The 17,704-nt window shown below is 56.4% G+C and carries 16 protein-coding genes and 2 pseudogenes; 4 read left to right on the forward strand and 14 right to left on the reverse strand.

What is annotated here, in order from left to right:
• Window positions 1-69 precede the first annotated feature (69 nt).
• Window positions 70-306 (reverse strand): cytochrome C551, encoded by a 237-nt coding sequence (locus tag A4E19_00940; protein OQW35374.1) that lies wholly within the window; start codon window positions 304-306, stop codon window positions 70-72.
• Window positions 307-699: 393 nt separating this feature from the next.
• Here A4E19_00940 and A4E19_00945 point away from each other — a divergent pair, with 393 nt between their 5' ends.
• Entirely contained in the window at window positions 700-2,214 is a 1,515-nt protein-coding gene (locus tag A4E19_00945; GenBank protein ID OQW35375.1) for a K+/H+ antiporter, read from the forward strand.
• Between the two features lie 87 nt (window positions 2,215-2,301).
• On the opposite strand, the gene A4E19_00950 is transcribed toward A4E19_00945, so the two are convergent.
• The 3 genes from A4E19_00950 to A4E19_00960 form a co-directional block, all read right to left on the reverse strand.
• Window positions 2,302-3,405: a (2Fe-2S)-binding protein gene (locus A4E19_00950; GenBank protein ID OQW35376.1), complete on the reverse strand. Its 1,104-nt coding sequence runs from the start codon at window positions 3,403-3,405 to the stop codon at window positions 2,302-2,304.
• Window positions 3,406-3,601: 196 nt separating this feature from the next.
• A complete protein-coding gene (locus tag A4E19_00955; GenBank protein ID OQW35377.1) occupies window positions 3,602-4,288 on the reverse strand; it encodes an iron-binding protein in 687 nt (228 codons plus the stop codon).
• A gap of 50 nt (window positions 4,289-4,338) precedes the next feature.
• Window positions 4,339-5,034: a hypothetical protein gene (locus A4E19_00960; GenBank protein OQW35378.1), complete on the reverse strand. Its 696-nt coding sequence runs from the start codon at window positions 5,032-5,034 to the stop codon at window positions 4,339-4,341.
• Between the two features lie 123 nt (window positions 5,035-5,157).
• On the opposite strand from A4E19_00960, the gene A4E19_00965 reads away from it, so the two are divergent.
• On the forward strand, window positions 5,158-5,688 hold the full coding sequence (locus A4E19_00965) for a hypothetical protein (protein OQW35379.1): 531 nt from the start codon (window positions 5,158-5,160) through the stop codon (window positions 5,686-5,688).
• A gap of 569 nt (window positions 5,689-6,257) precedes the next feature.
• Here the strand turns inward: A4E19_00965 and A4E19_00970 are convergent.
• From A4E19_00970 to A4E19_00980, 3 genes are all read right to left on the reverse strand, one after another.
• Window positions 6,258-7,685 (reverse strand): succinate-semialdehyde dehydrogenase, encoded by a 1,428-nt coding sequence (locus tag A4E19_00970; GenBank protein OQW35380.1) that lies wholly within the window; start codon window positions 7,683-7,685, stop codon window positions 6,258-6,260.
• A 162-nt stretch (window positions 7,686-7,847) separates the two neighbouring features.
• Complete coding sequence (locus tag A4E19_00975; GenBank protein OQW35381.1) at window positions 7,848-8,327, reverse strand: 4-oxalocrotonate tautomerase; 480 nt, start codon at window positions 8,325-8,327, stop codon at window positions 7,848-7,850.
• Between the two features lie 107 nt (window positions 8,328-8,434).
• Complete coding sequence (locus tag A4E19_00980; GenBank protein ID OQW35382.1) at window positions 8,435-8,836, reverse strand: hypothetical protein; 402 nt, start codon at window positions 8,834-8,836, stop codon at window positions 8,435-8,437.
• Between the two features lie 214 nt (window positions 8,837-9,050).
• Here A4E19_00980 and A4E19_00985 point away from each other — a divergent pair, with 214 nt between their 5' ends.
• Window positions 9,051-11,390, forward strand: a complete 2,340-nt coding sequence (locus tag A4E19_00985; GenBank protein OQW35383.1) for a hypothetical protein — start codon at window positions 9,051-9,053, stop codon at window positions 11,388-11,390.
• 134 nt (window positions 11,391-11,524) lie between these two features.
• On the opposite strand, the gene A4E19_00990 is transcribed toward A4E19_00985, so the two are convergent.
• The 6 genes and pseudogenes from A4E19_00990 to A4E19_01015 all read right to left on the reverse strand — a co-directional run bounded on the left by A4E19_00990 (window position 11,525) and on the right by A4E19_01015 (window position 16,176).
• Window positions 11,525-11,971 carry a glyoxalase gene (locus A4E19_00990; GenBank protein ID OQW35384.1) on the reverse strand — a complete coding sequence of 149 codons (447 nt, stop codon included), beginning with the start codon at window positions 11,969-11,971 and terminating at the stop codon, window positions 11,525-11,527.
• The gene (locus tag A4E19_00995) at window positions 11,968-12,546 is read right to left on the reverse strand and encodes a phosphoglycerate mutase (protein ID OQW35385.1); all 579 of its coding nucleotides are present in this window, start codon (window positions 12,544-12,546) and stop codon (window positions 11,968-11,970) included. The genes A4E19_00990 and A4E19_00995 overlap by 4 nt, the downstream gene beginning before the upstream one ends.
• Window positions 12,539-14,389 (reverse strand): annotated as a pseudogene (locus A4E19_01000) (glucoamylase). Before A4E19_01000 ends, A4E19_00995 begins: the two are co-directional and overlap by 8 nt.
• 173 nt (window positions 14,390-14,562) lie before the next feature.
• A complete protein-coding gene (locus tag A4E19_01005; protein OQW35494.1) occupies window positions 14,563-15,141 on the reverse strand; it encodes a maltose acetyltransferase in 579 nt (192 codons plus the stop codon).
• A 152-nt stretch (window positions 15,142-15,293) separates the two neighbouring features.
• Window positions 15,294-15,755, reverse strand: coding sequence for a hypothetical protein (locus A4E19_01010; GenBank protein ID OQW35386.1), 462 nt, complete (start codon window positions 15,753-15,755; stop codon window positions 15,294-15,296).
• On the reverse strand, window positions 15,745-16,176 hold the full coding sequence (locus A4E19_01015; GenBank protein ID OQW35387.1) for a hypothetical protein: 432 nt from the start codon (window positions 16,174-16,176) through the stop codon (window positions 15,745-15,747). The genes A4E19_01010 and A4E19_01015 overlap by 11 nt, the downstream gene beginning before the upstream one ends.
• 196 nt (window positions 16,177-16,372) lie before the next feature.
• On the opposite strand from A4E19_01015, the gene A4E19_01020 reads away from it, so the two are divergent.
• Window positions 16,373-16,690 carry an HxlR family transcriptional regulator gene (locus A4E19_01020; protein ID OQW35388.1) on the forward strand — a complete coding sequence of 106 codons (318 nt, stop codon included), beginning with the start codon at window positions 16,373-16,375 and terminating at the stop codon, window positions 16,688-16,690.
• 60 nt (window positions 16,691-16,750) lie between these two features.
• Here A4E19_01020 and A4E19_01025 read toward each other — a convergent pair.
• A pseudogene (locus A4E19_01025) lies at window positions 16,751-17,700 on the reverse strand (nucleoside-diphosphate sugar epimerase).
• Window positions 17,701-17,704 lie beyond the last annotated feature (4 nt).

The following is a 17,704-nucleotide window of genomic DNA, read 5'->3' on the forward strand; positions in this document are numbered from 1 at the left end:
CGAGGCAGAATTATATACCTCGCCTCACATATCTCTTCCAGCCGACCCTTCATACACTGGTCATATTCGTCACAGTGTCTGGTGCGTGCCGTCACAATATGGCGGCGTTTTGGTGTGCTTGCACTGGCACAGCGCCACTTCTTTGGTTTCAGATAAGGAAAACTCCACCGGCTCGATCCCGGTTCCTTCATGCGACCCATCACAGAACGGCTGGTCTCTTGATCGTCCACAGAGGCACCAGAAGTACGTGCCGGCTTCCAGGGTCAGGACTGCCGGCTCCTTCGCTGCAATGCGTGGCTGTGCCATATCTGTTCCTCCTCTGTCATCGTTAAGAGCAGACTGCAGGGCTGAAGTATACCGTTTCATTCTGAGTTTCGCACCGTCTTCTCCGTGCAATTCCCGTCCGTCATATCCCTCCGGATCTGCTCTCTATTAACGGACCACGATTGCGTTATGAGTCAGCGGCATTCTTGACTTGGTCTATGGTATTTTCGTTCTCCGGTCCCGTGTGATCTTGCGACAACTCGACCATGGCGGGTCGATCCGTATAGAGTTCGCGTAAGGAGGTAGAAGAGGATATCCTCTTTCACCATCACTTGAACTGCCATATCGCTCAAGCAAGTACGGTTGAACGATACGTATCCGAGCCGGCCGTCTCGTGCTGACGATGAACGTGCGAGCCCTCATAGGTAAGGAGACATGACACTGACGATCGAGTTTATCCTGCTCGCTGCTTCCGGGCTCCTATTGCTGAGCGTCATCGCAAGTAAAACGTTTGGCAGAATGGGCATCCCAGCGCTCTTGTTGTTCCTCGGTATTGGGATGCTGGCGGGGTCGGACGGTCCGGGTGGCATACATTTCGACTACCCCTGGTTGGCCCAGTCTCTCGGCGTCGTGGCGCTCGCCTTCATTCTGTTTGCCGGCGGGATGGACACCGAGTGGGCGAGCGTCCGTAGGGTGTTGGGAATCGGCATAGGTCTGTCGACCGTGGGGGTCGCCGTGACGGCCGGGCTGGTCGGGTGGTTCGCCACGATAGCGTTGCAGATGTCATGGTTAGAAGGACTCCTCATCGGCGCGATCGTGTCCTCGACCGATGCCGCGGCGGTGTTTGCCGTGATGCGGTCACGCTACGTCAGCCTGCGCGGCACCTTGAAACCATTGCTCGAACTCGAGTCCGGCAGCAACGATCCGATGGCAGTCTTTCTCACCATCGGCATAATTTCCCTGATCACGGGAACTTCCGATTCACCGTTCGACCTGGTGCCGATGTTCATACGGCAGATGGTTCTCGGCGGAGCGATCGGGTACGGGGTCGGCAAGTTGATGGTGCTGCTGGTGAACCGGCTACGCCTTGAATATGACGGGCTCTATCCCGTTCTCACCCTATCGCTCGTGCTCTTCACGTACAGCGGAAGCACATGGCTCGGCGGAAACGGGTTTCTGGCCGTCTATTTGGCCGGCCTCATGATGGGAAACAGCGAATTCGTCCATAAACGAAGTCTGACCCGTTTTCACGACGGACTGGCCTGGCTCATGCAGATCAGCATGTTCCTGGTTCTAGGGTTGCAGGTCTTCCCTACGCAGCTCGTACCGATCGCCGGTACAGGGCTGCTCTTGGCGTTGTTCCTGATGTTCATTGCGCGGCCGGTGGCTGTCTTTGCGACCTTGGCGTTGACGCATCTCAGCCTGAGGGAGAAAACCATGGTCGCCTGGGTAGGGCTGCGCGGGGCCGTGCCGATTATTCTGGCCACCTTTCCGCTCCTCGCCGAGATTCCTCAGGCCACCACGACATTTCATCTCGTGTTTTTTATCGTCCTCACATCTGTGTTGTTGCAGGGAACTTCCATCCCCATTGCAGCTCGCTGGCTGAAGGTCGACGAGCCGTTGTCGCCGCGCAAGGAGTCCTCCCCGATATGGGACGCGCCGACCAGCCTCAAGAGCGGGCTCCTTGAAGTCCGGATCCCGGAATACTCCTGGGCGATCGGACAGCGATTGCTGGACCTGGGCCTTCCGAAGGGCGCTTTCATACTCCTGATCGCTCGAAACGGTAAGTGTTTCGTTCCGGACGGGACGACTGTGTTGCAGGCCGACGACTCCCTTCTTGCATTCACCGACCAATTTTCCTTTCTCCGATTGCGGTCGATTCTCGAAAGCCGACATCAGCCTTTGCCGTCCTCGGAACCTCCGGATGACCGAGGCGTCGAAGTCATATAATGAGGCTCCCCGACGAAGACCCCTATGGCAAACCTAGAACGCATCTCACTGTTTTCGTCACATACCTTCTCGGTGCAATCGGGCATGCTAGCCGGTAGGTTCGCTGTCCAACTGATGGGCCTTGCGACCACCGGGTGCGAGGGGATGATCGGGAATCTGTCCGGTGACCATTAATTTGGCCATCTCTGCTGCGCGGGCCACCAGCTCCTGCGCCCCCTCTCGCAGCTCGCGGCTGTTCTGCACCTCACTGACGTTCCGTTCCATGTCCTCCGCGCTCCAACCTCGTGAATGGGCGATGAACGGAAATTGAGGAAATTGGCAGCCGACCTCCGCCCAAAAGGTCATGAGCTGTCCGGCCACGCCCTGTACATTGTCTTGCCCGCCCATGATGATGAAGGCCGCCACTTTGTTCTTAAGGAGGTGCTTTTTCGCGATAGTCTCTTGGTTTTGGATGCAGTTCATCCGCTCGACCATCTTGAAATACAAGCTGCTGGCATTGCCCCACCGAATCGGTGTTGAAACCAGGATCACGTCGGCCCAATGGACGATCGCTTCGTACACCCGATCGAGTTGATCCGTGGGATCCATCTGCGTAATCGAGCAGGGCCAGGTGCAGGCCGGTGCAGCTTTCGAGTAGAACCCTTCGCAGGCCCGGAAGCTCAGATCCCGGAGCTTGATGCACTGGGCCTCTAGCCCGATTTGTTGTGCATGGTTCAGTGCCGCCTCCAGCAGCGTATCAGAGGTGCTGAACCGGGGATGGTCCGCCGTCATCGCCGTCGTGGAAATCCCCACGATACGAATCGGTCCTGGTTTCCGGACGACAGGGCGAGCCAATGGGTGAGGGGCGTGCGGTTGCTTCTTGCGTTTCGTGGCCGACGATAAATCGATGTATAGCCGGCCGTTCTCGATCTTCGTTTCATAGGCCGGTACCTGGTCCCGGTCATATCCCGATTCGCCTTGCCCTGTTTTGTAGTGAAACTTCCAGTAATGCCAAGGACAGACGATGTAGTCGCCGTCGGGCCGGCCCTCACCGAGTGGTCCGCCGACGTGATTGCAGACTCCAGAGATCGCCGCGAATGCCCCATCTCTATATGAGAGCGCGATCGCTGTCTTGCCGCACATGACTTCTTGCAAAGGCTTGCGCTTCAGTTCCTCCACTGCGCCCACCTCCGTCCATCGGCTTTCAGCCATGCTCCACTCCTTCACTCTCGGATTGGTCTGGTCCCAGCCAACGATACCGCATGTCGTCATGCCATTAAAGATGGTATTCGAGTTTTATAGGCATAACGCTGTTCACTACCACGGCTCCGGTGTCTGAGGCTGCGGCGAGATTATCCCCGTGCAAGGCTGACAGTGATGCGCATTATGTTTGGAATCTGTATCGTTCTCAGAGCCCGTCACGAAACTTTGGACTGTCCCCGTGGGTTCCATCGCAGAAGGGTTTATTCTTGGACCTCCCGCAACGACAGAGCGTCATCCGGTTGCGTAGTTCATAAGTGTGGCCATCCGCGCCGATTACTGGAATCCCCCCACGCACCCATAACGGACCGCTGCATCCCCAGAGCGGATCTTCGACCAGGCCGATCGACACCGGCAACGTGGGTTCCAACGACTGTCCCGTGGCTTTATCGATCGCCATTAATCGGCCGGCGGGGCAATTCTGCACCTGTTGAATGAACCTCGTCCGCACCTCGGGATCATCGGTGTGTTTCACTTGATTCCAGACGCGGCCGTGCGGATCGCAGAACCGTCCGGAGGCGCACAACTCTCTGGCATCGACAAGCTGCATGGTGGGACCATCGAGCCGTTCAGCCTGATCCATGACAGGAGCACGGTTGGCAGTCTCCGTCCCGTCAAAACCGATGGTGGCATGCGTGCCGTCACAAAATGGCTTCCTGTTCGATGCGCCACATCGGCAGAGCGCATATTGCGTTGAAGTGGGAATGGCCTTTCCCTCGACCCACTCGCCCGAGCCGCCTTCATCGTCTGGTTCGATCGTCTGCAGTGAGAGCGGGATGGAACCCGACACAAGATAAGGCCCGTTGTTCATGATGGTGATACTGCGGTCGGCCATGATGGCTCCTTTCTTTCACAGCGAGGCATCATCCTCCACCCGCTGCGTGGCTACCTCGTGGATGCCTCTCTCAGCCCTTGGACATCGACGATACGAATTTGCTTCCGGCCGATTTCGATGATCCCAGCCGACTTCAGTTCGTTCAGAGCGTACGTCGTCGTCTCCCGGTAGACGCCCAGCCGTTCACCGATCTCTTGGTGCGACAATCCCTGTACCACCCCGTCCTTGGCTTCTTTGAACAGGAAGGTGGCCAGCCTAGGAGTGAGACCCTGCAATGCCAAGTCGGCAAGCTGCCGTTCTGCGTGAAGCAGTCGGTTTCCCATGGCTTCGACCAGACGTAGCGCAAAGCGCGGATACTCCGAGATCAGACGTTCGAGATTCGACTGGGTCAGGATACAAATCTCCGAATCCTCGACGGCTTCGGCAAAGCATTCCTGCATCCGTTGGCCGAGAAACGACATTTCGCCGAAGAACGACTGGGCCATCAGATGGGCGAACACGAATTTCTGGCCGTCCGGCGACATCCGATACAGCTGCGCGGCGCCGCTTTTGATGATGAACAGCACCTCGCCCGGCTCTCCCGGTCGATAGAATACGTGGCCTGCTTGAAAGACGCCTTGGCGAATCCAATCATGAAGGCGGTCCAACTCCTCTATCTGGAAGTCGCGAAAGAGACCGCTGCCTTCAATACACTGTGGCTGACTGAACGAATGGCCCGATACCTGAGTGTTGTTGGTCTGTGCCATAAACGCCCCCTTATAGCTCACAGCATGAACGGAATTCGGTAACCTAGATTACAGAAGTCGCCGCCAGTCTGCCTTACAGTCAACCTCCTTTACAAATCATCATCGAAGTCGAAAGGAGATGGCATGACAAATATTGTTTACATCGTCATAGTAACGGTGACTGCGGTTGTCCTTTCGTGCATTGGCTCTATGGCATACGCGAAGACCGTTGAAGCGGGGGAATCCAATGCCAGCTGGAAGGGCACCGGCGAGATCCACAACTTCGGCGATGGAGAGCAGGTCATCAGCGGAATCGTGAAAGGGGTGCTGATGGCTCGTCATAAGGATGAGGCCAAGACCGTGGTCCATTCCTCAAAACTGACCTGTGCCGTGCGTGTGAATCTCAACCGAAAGCAGGATCAGCACGCGGAGGACGGCCTGTGCACGATTGTGGCACATGGGGGCAAGGACATCGCCTTTGCCCAATGGAAGTGCACAGGAACGCTGAAGGAGTGTGGCGGCGAGTTTACGTTCACCGGTGGTGCTGGAGGATTCGCAGGGATCTCAGGCACGATCCCGTTTCACACCAGCATCGTCTTCGACTTGCAAGAGAAAGGGACGGGTCGAGCCGTCGGCTATGCCGTCTGGCCGAACCTGACGTATACGCTGCCCTAGAGATGCCTTGCTGGTTCCCGCACACCGGTTGTGTTTACCTGCCGGAGGAGCCTCCAGCGAAGCCTGGAGCCTCCTCCAACATGGGCGAACACTTATAGATTGAGTGGCTTTATCGGCGACACCCCCGCCGCCGGATTGTTCTTCCACGGCGCTTCATCGGCATCCACGTAAAATTTTACTTCATTCCCCTCGGGGCCTTTCAGGTAAGATTTTGGCTCACGGTGTAATCACTTCATCCCGTCGATCGAGACCTCCGCTGCCTATGCCACCACCCTTCCGTTGTTGCGCCCACTGTTTCATCATGTCTAGAGACTGTTGTCCATTGCGGCTCACTCTCTCCGTTCCTCATCGAGTGACCCCATCTTGATCAAGCACTGCGGCGATCAGCTTTTGCATAATCGTCGCCTGCACACACATCCGAGCCAGTGAGGCCATAATCCGTTGGACATTCGGCTGCTCCTCGCGGATGGGCTCCTCGACCAAGCGTCCACTCCCTGCTATGGTGAACTATCTCCCTATGAGGACCGCGAACAGATCCAAGACCAGCTTGGATAACAACACCTCGTCGTTTACAGGGCAGTTCCACTCATCACTCTGTCGCCCACCGGACCCCAGAATGGCGAGCCCGCAGGGGCAAGATTAACGAGCTTTCTGTTCACAAACTCGCCGAAACCAAGTTCCGACAATTCTCGGCCGAATCCTGAATTCTTAACACCGCCAAACGGTAACTCCGGCGCAGTCCATGCTGGTTGATTGATAAAGACCATGCCGCTGTCGATTCGCTCAGCAACGCGCTGGCCGTCCTCCATATTACTCGTAAAGACAGAAGCTCCAAGCCCGAAGGGTGTCGCGTTGGCCAGCGCAATAGCTTCGTCCTCACTCTCCACAACATAATAGGAGGCGACCGGCCCGAATAATTCCTGCGAGTAGATAGGGTTGCTTGGGTCAATATCCGTGAGAATCGTAGGTTCGATGTAGAAACCAGGTCGATCGATTCGCCCACCGCCGAGCACTACACGAGCGCCGCCTGTTTTTGCACTGTCTATCTGTTTCAGCAGGACGTTCATCGCCTTTTCGGACGATAGCGGACCAAGTGTGGTAGACGGATCTTCGGGATTGCCGGCCTTGAGGATCGCCATTCTTTTGACAAACCCCTCGAGGAAGTCCCTGCCGCGTTCTTTTCCAATAACGATGATCCGTTTCGAAGAGACGCAGCTCTGACCGGTATTGAACATCCGTCCAAAGACAGCGGCCTCGATGCTTTCTTCCAACGGAGCGTCTTCGAGAACGATAAATGGATCACTGCCTCCGAGTTCCATCACCGATTTCTTGAGGTTGCGCCCGGCGCGCTCCGCGACTGCAGAGCCCGCGCGTTCGCTTCCGGTCACGGTCACCCCTCGCACCCTGGAATCTTCGATGAGGTGCTCGACCTGGCGGATACTGGCAAAGATATTCGTATAGGCCCCAGGGGGCGCGCCGGCCGATTCGAAAAGCCGTGCGAACGCGAGCGCGCATTGCGGGACATTTTCCGCATGTTTGACGATCACCACATTGCCGGCCATCAGCTGCGGTCCGAGGACCCGCGCGATCTGATAATAGGGAAAATTCCATGGCTCAATGGCGAGGATAATTCCGAGCGGCCGTGTTTCAAGCGTCGCGCCTGGAGATTCAGGCAGTGTCCTCGTCCTCAGAAACTCCTCCGCGTGGCCGGCGTAGTAGTCAAGAATATCCGCGGACAACGACACTTCCGCACGCGACGTGCCGATCAGTTTCCCTACTTCAAGGGTGACGTATCGCGCATACTCCTCCGCATGCTCACGGAGCTTCGCCGCCGCACCCGAAACGATTCGCGCCCGTTCCGTAACCGAACGATGACGCCAATCCCGCTCATAACACGCGTGTGCCGTGGCAATCGCCTCTTCCAGATCGGTGTCGAGTATGTCGTGGTAGGTCTCTACGATCACTCCAGTTGCTGGGTTGATGGTTTGATAGGGCATAATCTTCATCTCCTCTGTAAAGTACGTCGTTCCGCGCACGTCATCAGCAAAAGCACATGGCATAAGGGGTGACTGTGCCCCAAGAGAGATCGCACAGCCTGGCGACCGCCATCTTCCTGGGCACGACTCTCTGCACATGGGCCACACTGGCGAAGCTAAACCTTACCGATCCGCTATGCCAGGAGCCAGAACCAAATTGACCGGAAGTTTTTCCGCTAAGGTATAGCGACTCGCCTTATTTTCCTTCACCCACCGCTTTTCAGCCACCGATTCAAAAGGCGGGGCGAGTTCTCCTTGGAGCGACCATAGATCGAACGGGGTTTCGTCGATGGAAATCTCCCAATCGTATCCCTTGTCCTTGACGAATGGAGCGATGGCGTCATCCAGCGTCCGCATCCACCATTCCCTGAGAATCGGGCCAGGTATCGTTCTGGCAATCTGATCCACCTTGAAGCGAATGAATTTGTGATGCGGTTCGCCGCCGACAAAACACGACCCCTTTGCCATTTCTTCAAATACGCACACGACGTAAAAGCGCGGGATCGGAACGCCCGCATACACGTCCGTGATTCGTTTGGCCAGGGTCTTCTTATCGTCGGCTGTAAATGCTTCAGTTGGATGGTAAATCTTCCACAATGGCATGGTCCTGTCCTCCTTGTAGGTTGAACGCACGGGGTTGAGACTTTTCTCCACAACTCATCACCCATTCTTGTCTTTCCTCTCGGCAGTATTCATCGTTGTGTGCGGGGCTAGCCATCCATCTTCACATCCTCCTTTCTTACCGAAACGCCGAGAGGCTCACGGTCGGATCGTGGGCCTATTGCCGTCTCTTTCGAACGCTGCCTGTGTTCGGCAACTGAGTTGGTCATCGCGATCTCCTTCCCGTCTTGATTCACGAAAGTGCTCGTCGCTTCATGATGAAGGCGATAGGCAATTCGCATTCCAATGGCACCTTCGCCCGATCTCGCCATCGATGTCATTGAAACCAAAGAATAATGAACGCTTTCGCTCTTGGATTTCCCCCGCGCAATAAAGAAATGCTGGGAATGATCCGCTGAATTTACAGCGCGGTGCCGAAAACTCAGCTTCACCTCAGATATCCACGGAGGCCGGAGGTCAAAGCAGTAAAGAGGGAAAAGGACATGGTCCATCAGCCTTCCTCAGCCATGTGCCCCGTAAACCACATTCCAAGTCGAAAGCTTGCCCATTGTCCTGGGAGGTTGGTGAATTGTGATGAGCATTGGGAGTAGAATGGGTTGCGTTGTTTTCGTGAACGCTAAGATTGAACAGCTCTTTGAGAGCAGCAGGCGACCGCTTCGGTGGGCCTTGATTGAAGTGGAACACGCCCCAGCTGGAAGAGAACCTATGCACACCAACAGTCACCATGCAGCCGATCAACCCTCAGATACCCTCGATGACCTCTTTTATGCCGTGAGTGCCGCCACGCAAAATCTGGTCTGGGTTGCGAAGGCCGACGGGACCATCGAGTATCTGAACGGACAGTGGATTGAGTACACGGGCGTCTCCTTGGAACAGGTTCACGGTTGGATCTGGACGCTCACCGACATCATCCATCCGGAAGATCTCCCGAGCTTGATTGACACATGGGCCGCGACGTTGAAGGCTCAGCAGCCGGGCCAGGCTGAAGCCAGGATCCGCCGCTTCGACGGTCACTATCGTTGGTTTTTGTTTCGGGCGGTGCCCCTGCACGACGAGCAGGGAATCGTCGCCCGCTGGTATGGAACACATACTGACATTGGAGACCGCAAGCAGGCCGAAACGTTGCTCAGCGGAGAAAATCGCATTCTCGAAATGCTGGCCACCGGCTGTCCGCTCCCGGACATTCTTGATGCCTTGTGCCGGCTCATTGAAAGCATTGCGAGCGAGTCCTGCTGCAGCATTTTGCTGGTTGATGCAATTCACAATCGCATGAAGCACGGAGCGGCACCCAGTCTTCCATTGACCTACAATACGTCGATCCATGGCAGGCCCGTGAATCTCGATGCGGGTCCGTGCGGTATGGCCGCATGTCTGAAAGAACAAGTGATTGCGGCCGATGTTGCATCGGACACGCGATGGGACAAGTCAGGATGGCGTGAGTTGGCCATGGCACATGAGTTACGGGCTTGTTGGTCCACTCCAATCTTGTCATCCAATGACACGGTGTTGGGCACCTTCGCGATCTACTCGCGCGAGCCTGGTCGCCCGACCCCACAGCATCAACACCTCATCGGACAAATCACTCATCTCGCGACCGTGGCCATTGAGCAGAGATATGCAGAGGATCAACTTCGTCAGGACGAACGAGAACTCAGGCAGATCACCGACGCCATCGCTCAACTCATCTCTGTCCTTGGACCCGATGGAAACCTGCTGTATGTAAATCGCTTGGTGCTCGATTATAGTGGCTTGAGCGTAGACGACATCATGGCGGATGACTTTCGCGTCCGACTGTTTCACCCCGATGATCTCGAACGAGTGAAGACCGAGCGTCAGCATGGACTCGAACACAGTGCACCGTTTGAACTCGAAGTACGAATTCGCCGCAAGGACGGGCGGTATCGCTGGTTTCTCATCCGCTATAATCCGTTAAGGGACGAACAGGGTCGGATCATCCGCTGGTACGGCACGGGAACCGACATTGACGATCGCAAAAGGGCCGAAGAAAGAACTCACAAAGAGAACTTGGCGTTGCGCGAAGAAATCAACAGTACGTCGATGTTTGAAGAGATAGTCGGGTCCTCAAAAGCCATTCGCAACGTCTTGACGCAAGTCGCCAAAGTGGCACAGTCGGATTCCACGGTGCTCGTGCTCGGTGAGACCGGGACAGGCAAGGAATTGGTTGCTCGGGCCATCCATCGACGCTCGAACCGGTCCTCCCGGGCGTTTATTCGTGTCAATTGCGCAGCCATCCCGGCATCGCTCATTGCCTCCGAGCTGTTCGGACACGAGAAAGGCGCGTTCACCGGTGCACTCCAACGACGTCTCGGGCGATTTGAGCTGGCTGACGGCGGCACGATTTTCCTGGACGAAATCGGGGACTTGCCGGCTGAAACCCAGATCACGCTCTTGCGAGTGCTTCAAGAGAGAGAAATCGAACGGGTCGGCGGCAGCAAGCCAATCCCTGTGGACGTGCGAATACTGGCGGCAACGAACCGCAACCTCAAAGCAGCCATAGCGGCAGGCACCTTTCGCGAAGACCTGTTCTATCGGCTCAATGTATTTCCCATCCAGATCCCCTCGCTGCGCGAGCGAATCGACGATATCCCGTTGCTCGTCACCTATCTGGTTGAGCGCTATGCAAAAAAGGCCGGGAAACAGATCAGAGACATCCCAACAGAAACCCTGGCGCTCTTTCAGGCCTACGAGTGGCCGGGCAACATTCGCGAGCTGCAAAATGTCATTGAGCGGGCTGTCGTGCTATGCGAAAGCGAAACCTTTTCCGTCGACGAGACCTGGCTGAAACCGGAAGGACCGCGGTGGTCGAGAGCGAAGGTTCCCCTCAGCACCACACTGGCTGAACATGAAAGGCAACTCATTGAAGCCGCATTAGCGGATTGCGGAGGTCAAACCGGAGGACCTGCGGGTGCGGCAGTCAAGCTGGGACTGCCCAGGCAGACGTTGGACTCGAGAATTAAAACCCTGAGAATTGACAGGCATCGATTCAAGACTCCACCGGCCGATCGAAATATCACACGCGGCTGAATATTCGTTGATCGCGATCGACAAGAGCAGGACTCCTATTGCACATCGCCATCCGTTCGACTATTTTCCCATTCGGTTCCTCATCGGCGCCTCGATCACATTGATGGCAGAAATGCCTCTCCAACAACAACCGATTAGAGATTGAGTGGCTTGATCGGCGACACCACCGCCGCCGGATTGCTCTTCCATATCGACTCGTCCGCATCAACGTAGAGTTCGACCTCGTTCCCGTCGGGGTCTTTGAGATACAAGCTTTGGCTGACCGTGTGATCGCTCATGCCGTCGATCGCAATCCCTGCTTGTTCCAATTCCCGCTTGGCTTGGCGCAATGCCTCGAGACTGTCGCCGATCTTGATCCCGATATGGTAAAGCCCACGTCGGCGTCCATTGGACGGCCCAGGCGCATCGCCGACTTGGATCAACAGCAATTCGTGATGCGTGCGCCCTGACGTCAGGGCGGCCGCCGCTCCGTTAAAGATCCGCCCGACTTCCTGAAATCCCAGTAGGTCTCGGTAGAAACCGAGCGATCGTTCAAGATTCTTCACATAGAAAACAACGTGGCCCAAATAATGCGCTTTCATGTCTGGTCCTCATGTTGGACGTTCCACCGAGTCATGACGCGTGTGTCGTGCTCGAAGCCGAGCACGCTTATCGAGGCAGTACGAAGCACGAAGAGCCTCCCCGCGTCGGGCGGTAGACCAAGCCAGCACGCGGCAAGTATGCGGAGGATGTGGGCGTGAGCGAACAGTATTACATCGCCCTTGGCGGCTGACGCCGCCTGTATCACCCGTTGGGCACGGTCACCCACTTGTTCGATCGACTCGCCCTTCGCGACGGAAGCCGTCCAGATCGACCATCCAGGCTGTTCTGATCTGACTTCCTGCGTCGTTCTTCCCTCATAGATGCCATAGTCCCATTCCAGCAGGTCCTCGGTCACGGTGGCCGCATCGCCATAACCCGCCAATTCGCAGGTCTGGCGGGCACGACGGAGCGGACTACAGAGCACCGATGCAAACTGACGACCGGCCAGCGACCGGCTCAAGGCGGCAGCCTGACGCTCACCCGCCGAGGTCAACGCCATGTCGGTCCGGCCGGTATGCCGCTTGGCCGCGCTCCACTCCGTCTCACCATGTCGAATCAGCCACAACTCATTCATCTCTTGACGACAATTTCCTCCCTAATGCTCGATCAAGATTGAACGCGGCACTGATCAACGCCAAGTGGGTGAAGGCTTGAGGAAAATTCCCAAGTGCTTCACCACCGGTCCCAGTTTCTTCTGCATACAGCCCAACGTGATTGGCATAGCCCAACATCCGTTCGAATAGAAAGCGTGCCTCTTCAAGCTTGGCACGATCAACACGTCCCGCACGGGCCAGAGCTTCCACCAGCCAAAAGGTGCACATATTGAACGTCCCCTCTTTCCCATGCAGACCGTCTTCACCGGTTTCGCTATCGTATCGGTAGACCAATCCATCGGAGAGCAGTCCGCCGGATTTCGGCGAACGTGTAATAGCCGCCAACGTATCGAGCATCCGCGGATCGTTCGGTGAAAGAAAAAACACGAGCGGCATGATGAGATTCGAGGCGTCCAACGAATCGCTGCCGTAATGTTGAACGAACGCCTGACGCTTGTCGCTCCATCCTCGCTGCATGATCTCATCATAGATCTGATCTCGGACGTGCAGCCACCGACCTCGATCAGCCGGGAAGGACCGCTTATCAGCCAAGCGAAGGCCTCGATCCATCGCGACCCAGCACATCAATTTGGAAAAGACGAACTGACGTCGTCCGCCTCTGGTTTCCCAAATGCCTTCATCCGGCTGCTGCCAATTGTCACAGAGCCAATCGAGCTGATGCCTGATTCTCATCCAGGTGTCGTGACTGATCGGCATGACGTGTTTGTTATACAGATAGACGGCGTCGAGGAGTTCCCCGTAGATGTCCAATTGCAACTGGTTGTAAGCTCCGTTGCCGATTCGTACCGGCTTCGCGCCGCGATATCCCTCCAGATGGTCGAGGGTCTGTTCCGTCAAATCCCGGCGACCATCGATTCCGTAGACGATCTGCAAAGAACCATTGGCCCCGGCTTCTTTCGCACGCGCCGCCAGCCATTCCATGAAGCGGTCCGCTTCCTCCGTAAATCCAATTTTCAGAAAGCCATAGACGGTAAAGGCCGCATCACGCATCCAGGTGTATCGGTAGTCCCAATTGCGGACACCTCCCGAAGTTTCGGGCAAACTACACGTCGGCGCCGCCACGATAGCGCCGGTCGGCTCGAACGTGAGGAGCTTCAGACAGAGAGCCGAACGGTGCACCATTTCTCGCCATCGGCCGGTATAGGTACATCGCGAGAGCCAGTGGCGCCAATACCTGACGGTGTGCTCGAACAATTCATCGGCTTCGCCTGACGACGGTCATGGACCGCAACTGCCGTCGGCTGCTAGAGGTCTGAGGACGAACACCGCCGACTGCCCTTCCTGGAGAGCAAACACGGAGTGGACTCCTCGCTCGTCCGGTGTCAGAGGGATATCAGTCGCCAAGCCGAGACTGAGATCAGGCGAATGAAAACTAGCTCCTTGCTTCGTCACCTGCGTATGGTGAGACGTGCGGGCATAATTGAAAGCGGGATGGCAACGAACTCGAAACTCCATAGTGCCCTGCGCGACTCGCACTCGGCGGATCAATTGATGGTGCCAGGGAGATTCCGAAGGCAAACCGGCCGGCATAAAATCAAGAATCTCGGCGACCCCGCTCACCGCATAGAAGCGTGTCACGAGGACGTTGGTATCCGGCCAGTAGAGCTGTTTCGAAGAGATGTCCGTATCAACGGCGGTGATTTCGAATCGGCCTCCCTTCTCATCGTCGAGAATAGCCGCAAACACACTGGGCGAGTCGAAATGCGGGAGGCACAGCCAGTCGATCGATCCATTCTGACCGACGAGCGCTGCCGTGCGCATATTGCCAATCAGGCCATAGTCTTTGATCGGTAGATAGCTCATTTGCTTGCCTAGTTCGTCTTAACAGTCAGGTCACTGATACATCGATCGGAGATTGCTCCGCCAACCAGCACAACAATTTTCCCACCAATTCATCGATCCGAACTCACAAATATCTTGTAATCGGTCACCACACGCATGCCGGTGATGCCGCATGGCCGCCGCTTGCTCCGTTTTCACACCTCCATGTCGCTGCTGCCATCAAGAGTGCGAATGATGCGCGCCGGGTTACCTGCAATCACCTTCGCCGTCGGGACGTCATGCACGACGACGCTGCCGGCGCCGATGATGCTGCGGTCGCCGATGGTCACCCCCGGAAGAATGATCGCACCGCCTCCGATCCACACATCGTTTCCGATGCGGATCGGGCGGGCATATTCCAGTCCGGATCGCCGTACATCCGCTTCGAGCGGATGCGCGGCGGTGTAAACCTGCACGGCCGGTCCCATTTGCAGATTGTCCCCGATCTCGATGAGCGCACAGTCGAGAAAGACACAGTTGAAGTTGATGAAGGTCTTCCGGCCGAGCCGGATGTTATAGCCATAGTCGCAGGCGAAGGGCGGTCTGATCACCGTGTCGTCGCCGACTGAACCACAGAGCCGGCGCAGCAGCGCCATGCGGGCTTCCGTCGCGTCACTGGGCGTGGCATTGTACCGTGCCACCCAGCGTTGAGCCCGTTCCGCGTCTGCGACAAGCTCCGGGTCAGCCGAACGATACAGCTCGCCGGCCAGCATCTTGGCTTTTTCCGATTTTATCGTCATAGACCGTTGGTCGAATCATACGTTGCCGATCCGACGACTACAGCAAATGCCGCACTACCAGTACTGTGAGCACTCAGGCCATCTTTATGAGCACAACGAGTATCTTCTTATTCGTGGCTTCTCTCCTGCACCCGTTGATCAAACCGTCACAGCCGCTTCTCCTCAAGATCGTAGACATCAAACCACACATAGACAGGGCGGTGGTTCGGCACGAACTTGGGAATATAGTCTTCCAGGTATTGTTGCGCCTGGAGGCTCATATCGCTCAGTCTCATGTCGCGCAGCCGGTTGTTCCACTTCAGCACCTCGTCCGGATCCTTCACCTTGGAGTGCTCATTGATCCATCGGGCGAGGTCGTCATCCGACGCACCGGTGGCGACGGCGTCCTTGAATTGCTCCGGTGTGATCCCGGTAAACGCGAACCATTGGCTGGCCAAAGAACAGGGCCAGTAATTGTATTCACCGTTCAGGTCGAGAAGAAATGCCCTGCACTTGTCGATGCACCGAGCCGCAATCACATAGCCGCCAAGCTTTTCTCGGGGGCTGCGGGGGAACGTCTTCCGGAGATCCTTGGCAAACTTCTTCACCTTTTCGAGATCAGTGCTCATCAGGCTCCCTCCTTGTAGGCGCTTGTCGTGGACGAAGCAACAGTTTCACTTGGGCGTGTATCAGACCCACTTCGGGCACCCGTTGCAGCGCGTCGTAATAGTGTCTGGCGAATCCTTCACCCTCTTCCGCGGGCGTCAGCAGACTCCGTACCGAGTCAAGCAGGTCGGTCAGTTCGGTGCCGGACGAGATCCGATCTGTTTCGGCGAGTTCGTCCAGCCTGGTGATAGAGTAAGACAGCGGACGCAGCCAAGCAAACCAGGAATCCCCTAACACCAATTGCAGAAATGCTCCATTGGACGCGATACGGCCGTGCAGGCGCTCGTACGACACTCGTTCAGCGTCCAGCAACGCTTTATGGAGTCGTAGCAGCGCCTGGGAAAGCTCGTCCAAGTGTCTATCTGAAGGATTCTGAACCGACATAATCTCGCTCCGTTCTATTTACTGTGTGTTTCGCGTCATCGTCATGATAGTTCTCCTTTCCGGCGATCCTTGCCCCGCCATTTTGATCTTGCTCGGGTCGTGTGATTCGGTATAAGACGGATCGCGGCGAAGACAAGAAGGCACCATTCGGTACGGCAGGCACCAATTGGATACCGGCTGGTGAGACGGAGCCCAGATGGTCACACGTCGGACGTGCCCGGCAGAATCAACGGTGGAACTCATCGGCGGGCGGTGGAAGATTGTCATCTTGTGGTATCTCTTTCAAGACATCAAACGCTTCTCCGAGTTGCAACGCGCGCTCCATGGCGTCACTCAGAAAGTCCTGACGCAACAGCTCAGAGATATGGAACGGCACGGTTTGGTGGCACGGACTGTCTATGCACAAGTCCCTCCCAAAGTGGAGTACTCTCTGACTCCTCTGGGCGTCAGCCTCAAACCGGTCGTGGAGGCCATGCACCAATGGGGCATGGCGCATGGCTTCACGGGAAAATAGCCAATGAAGGAACCGTGGCGTATCAGTCGCCCGTTTATTGCTCGATGTTCTGGACTCTCCTTATGTAAGGGGTATCCGATCCTTGTTCTGAGACAACCAGGCTTCAAACGACTGCAGTGATGGGTTCAAACTCCTGGCAATGGCAGGGTCACGGGGTTCGCAAAAGGCTTCGTTGAAGTCCCGCTTGACCTGAAACATATTGCCCAGATCATCAGCCCCTTGAAATCCGAAGTTGCGATACTGTTCCGGCGTCACGCTGTTGTACCGCACCGTTTGGCCCAAGGCTCTCGTCATGGCTGCAGCCATTTCCGCTCCGGTGAGACGGTCGCCGGCAATCGCCACCCTCTTTCCTACGTACATGGTGCCTTTCTTGAAAATACCCAGCGCGCACTTGCCGATGTCTTCCGCGGCAATACCGGGCAGCTTCTTGTCCGCCATCGGCAACGTGAACAGGAGTGTTCCGTCAGGTCCTTTCTTCGGACCCATGCCGAACAAAATCAGATTATCCCAATAGAACGACGTGAGAAGGAATGTGGTTGGCACGCCGGCCTTCGTAAATTCCTCGTCGGCCTGCTCCTTCGCATCGAAATGTGGGACTTTATATCGGCCCATGAGCGTCGGCATGCGAGTGTCCGACAACGGCACCCATTTGCGGGTATCCTCGAGCGTCGACCAGATCACATGCCGGACTCCGGCCGCCTTCGCCGCCTCCGCTTGCGCCTTGGCTTGTGCCAGTTCTCGCTCCGGAGAGAAGTGCTCCCAGAAATTCGTGAGGCAGAACACCCCATAGGTTCCGGCAAACGCTCGCTTCACACTCTCAACGTCGTCCAGATTGGCCGCTACGACCTGGGCCCCGAGCTTGGCCAAAGCCTTGGCCTTATCGGATTCACGTCACGTGTGATCGCACGGGCCGTAAAGCCGCTTTCTTGGTCGCTGAGAATCGCGCGGATAAGCCCTCCGCCTTGTGCGCCGGTCGCGCCGACAACTGCGATGATTTTATAGTCCGCCATGTTG

Origin of the sequence: Nitrospira sp. SG-bin1 (assembly GCA_002083365.1) — a bacterium.
Lineage (GTDB): Bacteria > Nitrospirota > Nitrospiria > Nitrospirales > Nitrospiraceae > Nitrospira_D.